We start from the raw sequence: 15363 nt of genomic DNA, 5'->3' as shown, positions 1-15363 counted from the left end.
TCGCCAGGGCCCGGCCGAAGTTGGAGGCGGTCGCGCGCACCCTCACGGAGAGCGCGGACCTCGCGCTGTTCATGACGGATGCGCAACAGCGGTGCACCTACATGAACGCGGCGGCGGAAGCGCTCACGGGCCGCACGCTCGCGGAGGTCGTCGCGCACGGTCAGCCGCTGCAGGCGCTGGTGCATCCCACGGCTCCGGATGCCGAAAGCCCCATCGCCCGGGCCCTGGCGAAGGGGACGCGCGAGCGCGGCGAGGACGTCTTCGTCCACCGCGAGGGGCACCTGCATCCCGTCGCCTTCACCGTGAGCCCGCTGCGCGAGGCGGACACCGTGCTGGGCGCGGTCATCGAGGTCCGCGACCTGACGGCGGAGCGGCAGGCGGCGGCGGCACTCCAGACGAGCGAGGTGCGCTACCGCTTCCTCGCTGAAACCATCCCGGTGCAGGTGTGGACGGCGACGCCCGACGGCCTGCTGGACTACGTGAGTGGCCGCGCGGTCAACGAGTTCGGCGTGCCGCTGAAGACCCTGCTCTCCGAGGGGTGGCTCAACGTCCTCCACCCGGAGGACCGGCCCCTCGCCATCGAGCGGTGGACCACCGCGCTCCGCACGGGCGAGAGCTACGAGGTGGAGTTCCGGCTGAAGCTCGCCAGTGGCCAGTACGCCTGGTACCTCGCGCGGGCCGTCCCCCAGCGCGACGCGAGTGGACGCATCCTGCAGTGGCTGGGCACCAACACGAACATCCACGAGCAGCGCGAGTCGCAGCAGCGCACCGAGGCGCTCCTCGCGGAGGTGGCGAAGCAGGCGCGCGAGACCGAGGCCGCGCTGGTGCGCCTGCGCGCCGAGAAGCTCGCCGCCGAGCAGCGGGTCGCGGAGCTCGAGGCGAAGTCCCCTCCATGATGAGCGCCAGCCCTTCCAAAGACTGGCATGGCGTCGCGGTCGCGAAGCTGACGTCCGTGCTCGGTCCGGTCCGAGGCTCCGCCGCGCTGGAGGAGGCCCTGCGCGCCACGGGCCTCCGCTCCATCACCAGCGCGGACGAGCTCCACCGCTTCGCCCAGGCGCTCATCACCGCGGGCGGCTTCGCGGGCGCGGTGGGCGGCCTGCTCAGCGTGCACGCCGTGATGCACGGCGCTTCCCGTTCGGAGTCGCGCTGAGGCCCTGGCGTACCGCTAGGGCACCGACACCGCCTGCAGCGCGGCGCGGCTCCGGGCATCATCCCCGGTGACGCCCACCACGAGCCGCTGCAGGCACCCGTCGAACGCTTCCTTCAGCGCGTCCGCCGTCACCGCCTGGAGGTGGGCGGGACGCTGGGCCACCGCCTCCACCGGGAAGCCCTTCACGCGCGTGTCGAGCAGCGCGTCCACCCACGCATCCGTGGTGATGAACGACACCGCCTGCCGCGCGAGCACCCGCGAGCGGGCCTGCTCCAGGTCCGCGGCCGGCACCTCCTTCGCGAACCCCGCGAGCGTCCCGCGCAGGCTGCCCAGGCCCTCCTCCAGTCGCTGCGCGTCCAGCATGCCCTCCACCAGCAGGTGCGCCGCCCCGCCTCGGCCCACCCAGGGAGTGGCGGAGAAGCCGTAGGACGCGCCCGTCCCCGCGCGCGTCCGCTGGTAGGCCTTCACTTCCAGCAGCTCCGCCATCAGCGCGTACACCGCCTCCCGCTCCGGCGTCGCCGTGGGCAGCCGGCAGGCGAGCTGCACCTGGCCCTGCGTGGCGCCGGGCCGCGAGGTGAAGAGGGTGTTCGCCTTCGCCGTCGCGGAGGGCAGCGGCGGCGCCGGCGGCACGGCCACGGGCTGGGGCTTGCCCCGGCTCCAGCCGCCCAGGTACTTGCGCGCCAGCGCCTCGACCTCGTTCACGTCGAACTCACCCGCCACCACCACCACCGTGTTGCCGGGGCGGTAGACATCCTCCAGCCACGACTGCGCCTCGGACCAGCCCACCTGCGCGAGCTGGGCGCCCGTCGCCTCCGTGGCGTAGGGGTGGTCGCCGTAGAGCGCGCGCAGGAGCGCCCGGTGCGCCACCACCTCCGGACGCGTGTCCACGGCGTCCTGCCAGGGCAATATCTGCTCGCGCATGAAGCGCACCACGGTCTCCGACGTGCGGGTGGAGTCGAGCTGCTCGGTGAGCATCGCCAGCATGTTGCCCACGTTGCCCGCCGTGCCGGCCAGGTCCACGCGCACGTGGTCCAACCGGGAGTGGCGGTCGCCATGCAATCCCCAGTCGGTCTCGCGTCCCTCGAAGAAGGACTCGCGGAAGGCGCCCCACAGGGCCAGGTCTCCCACGCCCGGCTTCGCGCCGTACGTCGTCCCGCCGCCCATCGCGGCGCCCATGCGCACCACCGGCAGGCCCGGCCGGGACACGAGCAGCACCTCCAGGCCGTTCTCCAGCTTCAGCGTCCGCACCGGCGCCGTGGTGGCCGTGAGCATGGCCGGGGTGACGCGGCCGCCCATGTCCTCTCCCAGCCCTTCATCCTCCAGCGTCGTCCGCGGGGCCTCCGCCGCCGCGCCGCCGCTTTCACCCGGCCGCACCAGGATGGCGTGCGCCCGGTCGCGCTGGAGCCACTGGTAGGCGAAGTCCGCCACCTTGGTGCTGCCCAGCCCCACCAACGCCATCTGCGAGCGCGTGTAGGCGCGCACATCCAGCGTGAAGTGCGTGAGCAGCGCGCGGCTCGCGGTGCGCGTCAGCAGCGCCTCCGAATCCAGCAGCATGCCCGTCACCACCTGCCTGCGGAGGCCCTGGAAGTCGGACTCCTGCTGGCGCACGCTGTCGCCCTCGAGGGTGAAGGTCCAGGCCTTGTGCACCTGGTCCAGCACCTTCTCCGCCGTGCGCTCCGGATGGTCCCCCCGGGTCAGATGCACGCGCACGATGAACAGCGACGCGCGGGTGCCGGGCACCACGCGGGTGGACAGGCTCGCGATGTCGCCGTCGCTGCGCATGGACTCCCACAGGTTCTCCTCCAGGGCATCCACCAGGAAGTCCTGCACGGTGCTGGCCTCGTCGAAGCCGCGCGGCAGCACCCAGGACAGGTACAGCTCCGGTGTCGGCACGGCGGCCGTGTACACCGGCATCTGCTTCGGGATGGGCGCGGAGGCGGGCAGGGCCGCCTGCGTGGGCAGGCGCGTGTCCGGGGCGAGGGGCACGCCGGTGCCCACCCACTCGGGCGGCAGCTGCTGCTGGAGCGTGGCCTCCACCTCCTCCAGGTTCACGTCGCCGGAGATGACCAGGGTGACGTTCTCCGGCCGGTAGTGCGTGCGCGCGAAGCGCTGGGCGTCCGCCAGGGTGAGCGCGGACAGGCTCTCATGCGAGCCCACCACGGGCCGCGCGTACGGGTCCCCCGCCGCGAAGGACGACGCGTGCACCCAACTGGACACCTGCCCCACGAAGCCCGTCTCGTTGCGCTGGCGCAGCTCGCTGCGCACCACCTCGCGCTCCACCGCGAACACCTCCGGGCTGACGCCGGCGATGGGCGCCGACAGCCGCTGCCCCTCCAGCTTCACCAGGGTGGCCAGCGCCTCCCGGGGGGCCAACGTCTGGTAGGCGGTGTAGTCCAGGCTGGTGGAGGCATTGAAGTAGCCCGCGCCCGCCGCCTCCATCCGTGCCAGCAGCGAGGGGCTCCCGGCGTGCCGCGCGCGGAAGGCCAGGTGCTCCACCACGTGCGCCAGGCCCTCCTTGCCGCCCGGATCGCTGGTGCCGCCCGCGCCCACCACCGCCACCATCGCCACCACGGGCGACCGCTCGTCGCGCTCCACCACCACGCGCAACCCCGAAGGCATGCGGAAGTCCCGCAGGGGGAAGGACACGTCGCGCATGAGGACCTGCCCACGCTGGGGCAGGGTGGCGCACCCGCCCAGCATCAGGGCCAGGGAGGCGAGGACACCCGCGACCCGGCGCGGCCAGCGGAGGGGACCAGACAGGGACGACATACGACTCCAGGCGAAGAACCGGAAGGAGCCCACGAAGGGCGCACGGCCCCCACGCCTCCCCCGGGCGGGATGGATGAATGAAGGCTGCGGATGCGACCGGGGAGACAACGCCTGACGGAGCCAACGGGCACGGATGGCAACGACAGACAGCACCTGCCTCATAGCATCCGCGGGCGGAGGCGCGCCAGGGCCCCCTCGCCGCACGGGCCGACAGGAATTGCCCGGAGTCCGGAGCCTGCTGGCCTGTCTCCATTGCGCGGCACCCCATGGCTCCCATTTTGAGAAAGTGTGCCCGTCCCGGTACCGCTTCGGTCCCGGGTCCTTCACGCACTCGAGGGCAGGCACATGACGACGAACATCCAGGGCAAGGTGGTGGCCATCACCGGAGCGAGCAGTGGCATTGGCGAGGCCACGGCGCGGCTGCTGGCCCAGGAGGGCGCGAAGGTGGTGCTGGGGGCGCGCCGCCTGGACCGGCTGGAGGCGCTGACGGCCGACCTGAAGGCGAAGGGCGGCGAGGCGCGCTTCCGTGCGCTGGACGTGACGAAGCGCGAGGACGTGGAGGCCTTCGTGGACTTCACGGTGAAGGAGTTCGGGCGGCTGGACGTGCTCGTGAACAACGCGGGCGTGATGCCGCTGTCGCTGCTGGAGCAGCTGAAGGTGGACGAGTGGAACCTGATGATCGACGTGAACATCCGGGGCGTGCTGCACGGCATCGCGGCGGGGCTGCCGGTGATGCAGCGGCAGCAGTCGGGGCAGTTCATCAACATGTCCTCCACCTCCGGGCACTCGGTGGCGCCGTCGACGGCCATCTACTCCGCGACGAAGTTCGCGCTGAGGGCCATCACGGAGGGGCTGCGGCAGGAGGTGGGGCCGAACCTCCGCGTCACGTTGATTTCACCGGGGGCCACGGAGTCGGAGCTGGCGGAGAGCATCTCCGACCCGAACATGCGCGAGGCTGTCAAAGGCTACCGCAAGGGTGCGATTCCGGCGGAGGCCGTCGCCCGGGCCGTCTCCTACGCCATCGCCCAGCCGGCGGAGGTGGACGTGAGTGAGATCATCGTCCGGCCCACGGCCGCGAAGTACTGAGCGTCACAAAACGCGGAAAGGGGGATGGGCAGGCAGACGGGCTTCGAATAGGGTGGTGCGCCTTTCGAGGGGGGCTTCCATGTCTGTGATGAAGCATCCGCTGTCTGCCTTGTTGCTCTGTGCCTGCCTGTTCGGGCTGGGCGCCTGTGACTCGACCTCCAGCCCCACCCCGGATTCGGGGCCCGACGCGGGGGCTGACGCGGGTCCCACGCCGACCTGCGAGGACTTCTCCTGCACGGAGGGAGCGTGCTCGATGCAGGACGGGCAGCCGGTCTGCCTGTGCGCGGATGGTAGCGCCCCGCCTTGCGCGCCGCCCGTCATCCCGGCGGGACACACGCTGCTGACGCCCTCGGCAGAGGTCCAGACCGTTGCGTGGGAAGACCAGGAAGTGCCCCGCCGATTTGCCTTCGTTGCCTGGGCCGGTCGGCACTACGACCTCATCGCGGAGCCCCGGTGGTCTTCGTATACCCTGACCCTGCGGGACGCGGCGGGGGTGAAGCTCGACTCCGTGGAGCCGATGGGCATGGCCCCCTACACGTGGCATTGGTCGGGGCTCACCGGGGGGGCTGTCTACACCGTGGAGGTCAAGCGGTACGCCTTCCAATGGCAGAGCCCGTTCGTCTTCCGCTTCGTGGACCAGGGCCCGGATGACCACGGCGACCTGCTCCGCACGGCGACCCCGTGGACGCCTTCGGAGCAGTCCCTGACGGGCTTCGGCGAGCACGTTGGCGAACGGGACCTGTTCTCGTTCCCGACCGTGGCGGGCAACGTCTATTCACTCGGCTGCACCTTCCCGACCCAGGACTGGGAGCTGTCCTTCCTCAACGGTCAGGTCGCGACCTCCTTCGGCTTCGTGGACAGCGCCCCCTACGCGGCAACCCAGGCTGCGACGGCCTTCAAGTCCGCGGGCGGCGTGCACCATGCCTCCATCAAGGACAAGCGCTCCGCCCCGTCATCCGTGCCGTACAACTGCGTGCTGAGGGACATGGGGCCCGATGACCACAACGACAACTCGCTGGAAGGCCCCCCGACCGTACTCCCCCCAGGTACGGCGTCCGTGCAGGGGAGGCTCGGGTACGTCACCGACAACGACGACTTCTCGCTGGGGGTCCTGCCCCGGCACCACTACCGCGTGTCGTGCACCCTCGACGGCCCGATGGGGTGCGAGGTCAGGACTGCCGCACCGGGCGACGTGATTGACAATTATTCCGACGACAAATCGAAGATGACCTTCAAGACGACCCACGCCACGCACTTCGTGCGTGTGGGGGGCAACCGTGTCGTCCCGGCACGGTGGGTGGAAGGCCACTACACGCTCCAGTTCGAGGACCTGGGCGAGGACGACCACGGCGACTGGATCGACACGGCCACGCCGCTCACGGGGTCGGTGCAGGTTGTCCAGGGGCGCATCACGGACGTCATCGACTCGGACTACTTCTCCTTCCAGGCCATCGCGGGATGGACCTATCGAATCAGCTCCGACTGGAGGGAGACGCCTGACCAGTACCAGCTGTACTCGAGCATCTACGACGACCAGGGCTTCTTCATCCGGACGTCGCGTACGCACGTCGGCTCGCGCTGGAACCGGGACTTCACGGCTCCGAAGACCGGGACCTATTTCATCGGACTGGGCGCGGAATCAAAAGACAACGTGGGCGACTACACCTTCGAGTTCCGCGTCCTGGACCCCTGATGACGCGCTGAAGCCGCGTCACGGTCCCGGGCTGCACACCCGGGACCGCGATACCGCGGCGCCTACATGTTGCGCCGGTACTGCCCGCCCACCTCGTACAGCGCGCGGGACAGCTGGCCCAGCGTGCACACCTTGCAGGCGTCCATCAGCGCGGCGAACACGTTGCCGTTGTCCAGCGCCGCGCGGCGCACCGCCTCCAGCGCCTGCGGGGCCGTCTTCGCGTTGCGCTTCCAGAAGGCGTCCCGCGCGGTGATGGCGTAGTCCTTCTCCTCCTTCGTGGCGCGAATCACTTCCGGCGGCGTCACGGTGGGAGAGCCCTTCGGGTCCAGGAAGGTGTTCACGCCGATGATGGGCAGCGTCCCGTCGTGCTTCTGCATCTCGTAGTAGAGCGACTCGTCTTGAATCTTGGAGCGTTGGTACATCCGCTCCATCGCGCCCAGCACGCCGCCGCGCTCGGAGATGGCGCGGAACTCCGCCAGCACCGCCCCCTCCACCAGGTCCGTCAGCTCCTCGATGATGAACGAGCCCTGGTTGGGGTTCTCGTTCTTCGACAGGCCGAACTCCTTGTTGATGACCAGCTGGATGGCCAGCGCGCGCCGCACGCTCTCCTCCGTGGGCGTGGTGATGGCCTCGTCGTAGGCATTCGTGTGCAACGAATTGCAATTGTCGTTGAGCGCCAGCAGGGCCTGCAGCGTGGTCCGGATGTCGTTGAAGGCAATCTCCTGCGCGTGCAGGGAACGGCCGGACGTCTGGATGTGATACTTCAGCTTCTGGGAACGGTCGTTGCCGCCGTACTTGTCCCGGATGGCCTTGGCCCAGATGCGGCGGGCCACGCGCCCCAGCACCGCGTACTCGGGGTCCATGCCGTTGGAGAAGAAGAACGACAGGTTGGGCGCGAAGTCGTCGATGTGCATCCCGCGCGACAGGTAGTACTCGACGAAGGTGAAGCCGTTCGCCAGCGTGAAGGCGAGCTGGGAGATGGGGTTCGCCCCGGCCTCCGCGATGTGGTAGCCGGAGATGGACACCGAGTAGAAGTTCCGCACCTTCTGGTCGATGAAGTACTGCTGGATGTCACCCATCACCCGCAGCGCGAACTCCGTGGAGAAGATGCAGGTGTTCTGCGCCTGGTCCTCCTTGAGGATGTCCGCCTGCACCGTGCCGCGCACCGCCTGGAGCGTGGACGCGCGGATCTTCGCGTAGACGTCCGCGGGCAGCACCTCGTCACCGGACACGCCCAGCAAGAGCAGCCCCAGCCCGTCGTTGCCCTGCGGCAATTCGCCCTGGTAGCGCGGACGCGGCACGCCGCGCTCCCGGTAGAGCGCGTCGATGCGCTTGTCGACCTCCTCCACCTTGCCCTGCGCGCGGATCCACTTCTCGCACTGCTGATCCACCGCCGCGTTGAGGAAGAAGCCCAGCAGCATGGGCGCGGGGCCGTTGATGGTCATGGAGACGGACGTGGACGGGTCCGCCAGGTCGAAGCCGGAGTAGAGCTTCTTCGCGTCGTCCACGTTGGCGATGGACACGCCCGAGTTGCCGACCTTGCCGTAGATGTCCGGCCGGTGGTCCGGGTCCTCACCGTAGAGCGTCACCGAGTCGAACGCCGTGGACAGGCGCTTCGCCGGCAGGCCGCGCGACACGTAGTGGAAGCGCTTGTTGGTGCGCTCCGGGCCGCCCTCGCCCGCGAACATGCGCGCGGGGTCCTCGCCCTCGCGCTTGAGCGGGAAGACGCCCGCGGTGAATGGGAAGGCGCCCGGCGCGTTCTCCCGCAGGAGCCACGTCAGGATGTCGCCCCAGTCCTCGTAGCGGGGGAGCGAAATCTTGGGGATGCGCAGGTGGGAGAGGGTCTCGGTGATGAGATCCAGCTCGATGACCTTGTCGCGCACCTGGAACTGGTACTTGGACGCCGCGTAGCGCTTCTTCGTCGCGGGCCACTCCGCCAGCAGGCGCCGGCAGTCCGCGTGCAGGCGGGTCTCCAGGTCCTGGTACAGCGCCACGAGGTCGCCCAGGTACGCGGGCTCGCCCTCCACGCGCTCGGTCACCTGCACCACGTCGGAGGCGTCCCGGGGCTCGACGATCTCCAGCTTCTTCTTGCCCACGTTCTGGCGCAGGGCCTGGATGGTGCCGTGGAGCTGGTACATGCGCCGGGCGATGGCGGCCTGGGCGCGCACGAAGCCGTCGTAGCCCTCGCAGGCTTCGACGATCTCCGCGAGGTAGCGGGTGCGCTCCGGAGGGATGATCCACTTCTTCTCGCTCATGCCGGGCGTGAGCGCGAAGTGGGACGGCAGCTGGGCGCCCGTCTTCTTCACCAGCGCGTCGATGATGGCCCGGTAGAGCGTGTTCATGCCCGGGTCGTTGAACTGCGACGCGATGGTGCCGTACACGGGCACCCCGTCCTCGGCCAGGGTGAAGGCGTTGTGGTTGCGCCGCCACTGCTTGCGCACGTCGCGCAGCGCGTCCAGCGAGCCGCGCTTGTCGAACTTGTTGATGGCGATGACGTCCGCGAAGTCGAGCATGTCGATCTTCTCAAGCTGCGTCGCCGCGCCGTACTCCGCGGTCATCACGTAGAGCGCCACGTCGGAGTGCTCGGTGATCTCCGTGTCCGACTGGCCGATGCCGGAGGTCTCCACCACGATGAGGTCGAAGCCCGCCGCCTTGCAGACTTCGATGGAGTGGGCCACGTGCCGCGACAGGGCCAGGTTGCTCTGGCGGGTCGCCATCGAGCGCATGTAGACGCGCGGGTTGTCGATGGCGTTCATGCGGATGCGGTCGCCCAGGAGCGCGCCGCCGGACTTGCGCTTGGACGGATCCACGGACAGCACGGCGAGCGTCTTGTCCGGGAAGTCCGCGAGGAAGCGGCGCACCAGCTCATCCACGAGGCTGGACTTGCCGGCGCCGCCGGTGCCGGTGATGCCCAGCACGGGCACGCGGGGGGACTCCACCCGGGCCTCGGCGAGCGCGGTGCGCAGCGCTTCCCCTGCGTCCGCGAAGTTCTCCGCGATGGTGATGAGCGACGCGATGCGCGCGGGCTCGCGCGGGAGGGGCTGCTCCAGGAGCGGCTTGAAGTCCGGGGGGCGCTTCTCGAAGTCGCACTGGGAGATGAGGTCGTCGATCATCCCCTGCAGGCCCATGGCGCGGCCGTCGTCCGGGGAATAGATGCGCGTGACGCCGTAGCGGTGCAGCTCCTCAATCTCCGTGGGGAGGATGGTGCCGCCGCCGCCGCCGAACACCTTGATGTTCGCGCCGCGCTCGCGCAGCAGGTCGATCATGTACTTGAAGTATTCGACGTGGCCGCCCTGGTAGGACGTGAGGGCGATGCCCTGGGCGTCCTCCTGGATGGCGCAGTCGACGATCTCCGCCACGGAGCGGTTGTGCCCCAGGTGGATGATCTCCGCGCCCGACGCCTGCATCAGGCGGCGCATCACATTGATGGCCGCGTCGTGTCCGTCGAAGAGGCTGGCGGCCGTGACGATGCGGACGTGGAAGCGCGGCTTGTAGGGCTGGGGAGCGGTTGTCGGTTGGGGGTGTCGCACGGGCGTACACTAGGAGTGCGGTGCGGGCCCGGCAAGCGATTGAGACAGGCGTTGCCTGTTGGACGACGCGGCCCGTCAGGACTGGGTTTGGGGGAGGAAGGCCCCCAGTACACGCAGTGCGGCCGACGTCGGCGTCGCGCGCCCTTCGCGTACGGCCTGCTCCAGCGGGGGGACGAGGGCGGCCACTTCGGGGTGCGCCCGCAGGGCCGCTCGCAGACCATCGTGCACCATGGCCCACATCCAGCCCACCTGCTGCTGCGTCCTCCGGCGCTCCAGCTCCCCGGACGCGGCGCGCCGGGCGAGGTGCTTCTCCACGGAGGCCCACAGCAGGTCGATGCCGGTGCCCTCCATGGCGCTGCAGGTGGTGACCTCCGGCTCGGAGCCCGGGCGCATCAGGTGCAGCGCGGCGCGGTACTGGGAGCGGGCCTGGGCCGCGCGGAGCTGGTTGTCGCCGTCCGCCTTGTTGATGGCGACCATGTCCGCGACCTCCAGGATGCCTCGCTTGATGCCCTGCAGCTCGTCCCCCGCGCCCGCGAGCATCAGCACCACGTAGAAGTCCACCAGCTCCGCGACCACCGTCTCCGACTGGCCCACGCCCACCGTCTCCACCAGCACCACGTCGAAGCCCGCGGCCTCGCACAAGAGCAGCGTCTCCCGCGTCTTGCGCGCGACGCCGCCCAGCGTGCCGCTGGAGGGGCTGGGCCGGATGTAGGCCGCCGTCTCGCGCGCCAGGCGCGCCATGCGCGTCTTGTCGCCCAGGATGCTGCCGCCGGACACGCTGCTGGACGGGTCGATGGCGAGCACCGCCACCCGGTGGCCAGCACCCACCAGGTGCATGCCCAGCGCGTCGATGAAGGTGCTCTTGCCCACGCCCGGCACGCCGCTGATGCCCACGCGCTGGCTCTTGCCGGTGTGGGGCAGCAGCTTCGTGAGGACCTCCTGCGCGAGCGCCGCGTGGCGCGGGTGCTCGCTCTCCACCAGCGTGATGGCGCGCGCGAGCAGCGCCCGGTCTCCTGCCCGCACGCCTTCCACGTAGGTGTCCGCGGGCAGCGACTTCACGCCTCTTCCTCCAGCGCGGCGGCCAGCTTGTCGAGCAGCTCCAGGGCCGCCTTCGCGATGACCGTGCCGGGGCCGAAGATGGCGGCGGCGCCCGCGGCCTTGAGCGCGTCGTAGTCCTGGGCGGGGATGACGCCGCCCACCACGACCATGATGTCCTCGCGGCCCAGCTTCTGGAGCGCCTGCTTCAATTGTGGCACCAGCGTGAGGTGGCCGGCGGCGAGGGAGCTCGCGCCCACGACGTGCACGTCGTTCTCCACCGCCTGGCGCGCGGACTCCTCCGGCGTCTGGAACAGCGGCCCGATGTCCACGTCGAAGCCCAGGTCCGCGAACGCCGTGGCGATGACCTTCTGGCCCCGGTCGTGGCCGTCCTGGCCCATCTTCGCGATGAGGATGCGAGGCCGGCGGCCGAAGCGCGCGAGGAACGAGTCCGCCTTCGCCCGCGCCTCCGCGATGCCCTGGTCGCTGCCGGCCTCCGCCGAGTACACCCCGGACACGCTGCGCACGGTGGCCTCGTAGCGCCCGTAGACCTTCTCCAACGCGTCGCTGATCTCCCCCACGGTGGCCTTGGCCCGCGCCGCGTCGATGGCGAGCGCGAGCAGGTTGCCCTCGTTGCGCCGGCCCGCCTCGGTGAGCGCCTCCAGCTTGCGGCGCACCTCGTCCGCGTTGCGCTCGGCGCGCAGCTCGCGCAGTCGTGCAATCTGCGACTCGCGCACCGCGGAGTTGTCCACCTTGAGGATCTCGATGTTGTCCGCGCGCTCCGGGGGGTACTTGTTCACGCCGATGATGGCCTGACGTCCGGAGTCGATGCGGGCCTGGGTGCGCGCGGCGGCCTCCTCGATGCGCAGCTTGGGCAGCCCCGCTTCAATGGCCTTCGTCATGCCCCCCAGCGCCTCCACCTCCTGGATGTGGCCCCAGGCCTTCTGCGCCAGCTCATGGGTGAGGCGCTCCACGTAGTAGCTGCCGCCCCACGGGTCGATGACGCGCGTGGTGCCGCTCTCCAACTGGAGGTAGAGCTGGGTGTTGCGGGCGATGCGCGCGCTGAAGTCGGTGGGCAGCGCGATGGCCTCGTCCAGCGAGTTGGTGTGCAGGCTCTGGGTGTGGCCCTGTGTCGCGGCCATGGCCTCCACGCAGGTGCGCACGACGTTGTTGTAGACGTCCTGCGCGGTGAGGCTCCAGCCAGACGTCTGGCAATGCGTGCGCAGCGCCAGGCTCTTGTCGCTCTTGGGATTGAAGCCCTTGATGAGGCGGGCCCAGAGGAGGCGGGCGGCGCGCATCTTCGCCACCTCCATGAAGAAGTTCATCCCGATGGCCCAGAAGAACGACAGGCGCGGAGCGAACGCGTCCACGCCCAGGCCGGCGGCGAGCCCCGCGCGCACGTACTCCACGCCGTCCGCGAGCGTGTAGCCCAGCTCCAGGTCCTGCGTCGCGCCGGCCTCCTGCATGTGGTAGCCGCTGATGCTGATGCTGTTGAAGCGCGGCATCCGCTCCGCCGTGAACTTGAAGATGTCCCCGATGATTCGCATCGAGGGCCCGGGCGGATAGATGTACGTGTTGCGGACCATGAACTCCTTGAGGATGTCGTTCTGGATGGTCCCGCTGAGCAGTTCGGGCTTCACGCCCTGCTCCTCGGCCGCGACCACGTAGAGCGCGAGCACCGGGAGGACGGCGCCGTTCATCGTCATGGACACGCTCATCTGGTCGAGCGGGATGCGGTCGAACAGGATGCGCATGTCCTTGATGGAGTCGATGGCCACGCCCGCCATGCCCACGTCGCCCGCGACGCGCGGATGGTCGCTGTCGTAGCCCCGGTGCGTGGCGAGGTCGAACGCGATGGACAGGCCCTTCTGGCCGGCCGCGAGGTTGCGCCGGTAGAAGGCGTTGGACGCCTCTGCGGTGGAGAAGCCCGCGTACTGGCGCACCGTCCACGGCTGCTGCACGTACATGGTGGAGTACGGGCCGCGCACGAACGGGGGCAGGCCGGGCAATGAGCCCAGGTGCTCCACGCCCTCCAGATCCTCGGCGGTGTAGAGCGGCTTGACGGGGATGCCCTCGGGCGTGTCCCAGCGCTCGGCGGTGCGCGTGGCGTCGGCCGCGCGGGCGCGCTGGGCTTCGCGCGTGGGGGCGGGGGCCTGGGTCTCAGGGGCGTCGAAGGCGACGCGGGAGAAGTCCGGAACGGTGGGGCGCATCAGGCCACTCCCAGCTGCGTGTGCAGCGTCTTCAGGAGCTGGAACAGGTCCGCTCCCGCGTAGAGGAAGAGATCCACGCCGGCCGCGCGGAAGGCGGCCTCGTGCTCACCGGGACGGCCCGCGACGGCGACCGTGGTGGCGCCCTTCGCCTTGAGCGCCGCGACGAGCGCGGGCACCTGTTCGGGGTAGAGCGCGTCCGGCCCGGAGAGGATGGCGAGCGACGTGCCCGCCTTCGCGAAGAGGTCCGCCGCGGCGGCCGCGTCCGCGAAGCCCCGGTGTTCGTCGGCTTCGATGCCGCCCACGGCCAGCACGTTGGCGATCCACGTCGAGCGCGCGGTGTGCTCCGCCACCGTGCCCAGGTTCGCCATGAAGGCGCGGGGCCGGGCGCCGTGCGCGGCGTGGTAGCGGTCGCTCGCGTCGCGCAGGGACTCGAAGGACTCCGCGTGCCGGAAGGGGCGCGGCGGCGCGACGACGCCCTCGCCCTGCGCGGGCGCGACGGCATGGGCCTCGCGCTGCACGGGGGCCTCGTTGAGGTGGGGGAACTCGCTGACGCCCACGATGGGAAGCTTCCGGGTGCGCACGGCCTTCTCGCGAGCGGCGCGCGTGTCCGCGAGGACGCGGGCCACGTCGCCCTGGACGAGCGCCTTCGTGATGCCGCCCAGCGCTTCGATGCGCTGCAGCTCCGCCCAGGCCGCGCGGGCGATATCGCCGGTGAGCTGCTCCAGGTAGTAGCTGCCGCCCGCGGGGTCGGCGACGCGGTTGAGGCTGGACTCGTCGCGCAGGATGAGCTGCGTGTTGCGCGCGAGGCGCCGGCCCTGCTCGTCGGGCGTGCCCAGGGGCTCGTCGTAGGGGGACGTGCTCACGCTGTCCGCGCCCGCCATGACGGCGGCGAAGGACTCCGCGGTGGCGCGCAGGATGTTCACCCACGGGTCGCGCTGCGTCTTGGTGGCGCTGGCGGTGCGCGCGTGCAGCACCATGGCCTGCGACTCCGGCGGGCCTCCGGAAGCGGCGACGACCTTGGACCAGAGCAGCCGCGCCGCGCGCAGCCGGGCGATCTCCGGGAAGAACTGGCCGCCCACGGACAGGGCGAACTGGATGGAACGCGCCGTGTCGCCGGGGGCCACGCCCGCGCGCTCCATTTCGCGCAGGTACTCCACGCCGGTGGCGATGGCCCACGCCAGCTCATGCACGGGCGTGGCGCCCGCATCCGCCCAGGGCCGCGACGACACGAGCAGCGCGCGCAGGCCCGGGGCGTCCTTCAACAGCGACGTCACCAGCGGCGCGGCCTTCGCGAGCGTCCCGGCCACGTCCACCTTCGCGGCGCCCGTGCGCGCCAGGGCCGCCACGGGGTCGATGCCGAGGCTGCCGTGCAGCGCCTGCTTCGCGACGCCGGCCTTCTGGGCGAACTGGAGGAAGAGGGACGCGGGCGTGAGCAGGTCGGTGGTCGGCTCGAGGTGCACCGGCGTGCGATCCAACGGGACGTTCTTGAGCAGGCGCTCCAGCGTGGCGGCGTCCTTCACGTCAACGCCGTGCGGGGCGTCCAACACCAGCCAGATGCCCTGGGAGCCGCGCTCCAGGTCGTTGTGGAGCGCTTCGGCTGTCCGCGCCACGTCGGGGCCGGCGTACTCCTGGCACACCACCCAGCCGCCTTCGGTGTGGCCCAGGGGATGGGTGCCTCGCACGTAGGGTGCGACGCCAGGCGGCTCGGAGGGGGCGGGAGCGTCCTGGGGCGTGTAGAGCGGCTGGAGGGACAGGCCGCCTTCCAGGGGCGACTGGAGCACCGTGAAGGGCTTGCCCTTCAGGTCCTTGTCCACCAGCCGACGCCATTCCTCGACGGGAGGGGGAGGGAACTGGGTGGCGATGGGAAGAGGCTCTGACGACATGCGGCGT

Annotated in this window: 9 protein-coding genes; 4 read left to right on the top strand and 5 right to left on the bottom strand. The window is 70.5% G+C overall.

Features of this window, described 5'->3' with window-relative positions; translation table 11 throughout:
* Both D7V93_RS20075 and D7V93_RS20070 read left to right on the top strand, forming a co-directional pair.
* A partial coding sequence (locus D7V93_RS20075; protein ID WP_147451247.1) for a PAS domain-containing protein occupies positions 1–896 on the top strand: 896 nt, incomplete at its 5' end.
* Entirely contained in the window at positions 893–1150 is a 258-nt protein-coding gene (locus tag D7V93_RS20070; protein WP_120644955.1) for a hypothetical protein, read from the top strand. The genes D7V93_RS20075 and D7V93_RS20070, both read left to right, overlap by 4 nt.
* A 15-nt stretch (positions 1151–1165) precedes the next feature.
* On the opposite strand, the gene D7V93_RS20065 is transcribed toward D7V93_RS20070, so the two are convergent.
* Positions 1166–3919 (bottom strand): M16 family metallopeptidase, encoded by a 2754-nt coding sequence (locus tag D7V93_RS20065; RefSeq protein WP_120644954.1) that lies wholly within the window; start codon positions 3917–3919, stop codon positions 1166–1168.
* 345 nt (positions 3920–4264) lie between these two features.
* Between D7V93_RS20065 and D7V93_RS20060 the strand changes: the two genes are divergently transcribed.
* Together D7V93_RS20060 and D7V93_RS20055 are read left to right on the top strand one after the other, a co-directional pair.
* Complete coding sequence (locus D7V93_RS20060) at positions 4265–5005, top strand: SDR family oxidoreductase (RefSeq protein WP_120644953.1); 741 nt, start codon at positions 4265–4267, stop codon at positions 5003–5005.
* A 79-nt stretch (positions 5006–5084) separates the two neighbouring features.
* Complete coding sequence (locus D7V93_RS20055) at positions 5085–6698, top strand: hypothetical protein (protein ID WP_120644952.1); 1614 nt, start codon at positions 5085–5087, stop codon at positions 6696–6698.
* Positions 6699–6760: 62 nt separating this feature from the next.
* On the opposite strand, the gene D7V93_RS20050 is transcribed toward D7V93_RS20055, so the two are convergent.
* The 4 genes from D7V93_RS20050 to D7V93_RS20035 all read right to left on the bottom strand — a co-directional run bounded on the left by D7V93_RS20050 (position 6761) and on the right by D7V93_RS20035 (position 15356).
* Positions 6761–10228 carry a methylmalonyl-CoA mutase family protein gene (locus D7V93_RS20050; protein ID WP_120644951.1) on the bottom strand — a complete coding sequence of 1156 codons (3468 nt, stop codon included), beginning with the start codon at positions 10226–10228 and terminating at the stop codon, positions 6761–6763.
* A 75-nt stretch (positions 10229–10303) separates the two neighbouring features.
* Complete coding sequence (gene meaB, locus D7V93_RS20045; protein ID WP_120644950.1) at positions 10304–11287, bottom strand: methylmalonyl Co-A mutase-associated GTPase MeaB; 984 nt, start codon at positions 11285–11287, stop codon at positions 10304–10306.
* On the bottom strand, positions 11284–13473 hold the full coding sequence (gene scpA / locus D7V93_RS20040) for a methylmalonyl-CoA mutase (RefSeq protein ID WP_120644949.1): 2190 nt from the start codon (positions 13471–13473) through the stop codon (positions 11284–11286). The genes meaB and scpA overlap by 4 nt, the downstream gene beginning before the upstream one ends.
* Positions 13473–15356: a methylmalonyl-CoA mutase family protein gene (locus tag D7V93_RS20035; protein ID WP_120644957.1), complete on the bottom strand. Its 1884-nt coding sequence runs from the start codon at positions 15354–15356 to the stop codon at positions 13473–13475. Before D7V93_RS20035 ends, scpA begins: the two co-directional genes overlap by 1 nt.
* Between the last annotated feature and the right edge of the window lie 7 nt (positions 15357–15363).

This window comes from Corallococcus llansteffanensis, assembly GCF_003612055.1.
Taxonomy (GTDB): Bacteria; Myxococcota; Myxococcia; order Myxococcales; family Myxococcaceae; genus Corallococcus; species Corallococcus llansteffanensis.
The sequence above is the reverse complement of the archived record's forward strand: the minus strand, read 5'-3'. Positions and strand labels throughout refer to the sequence as shown.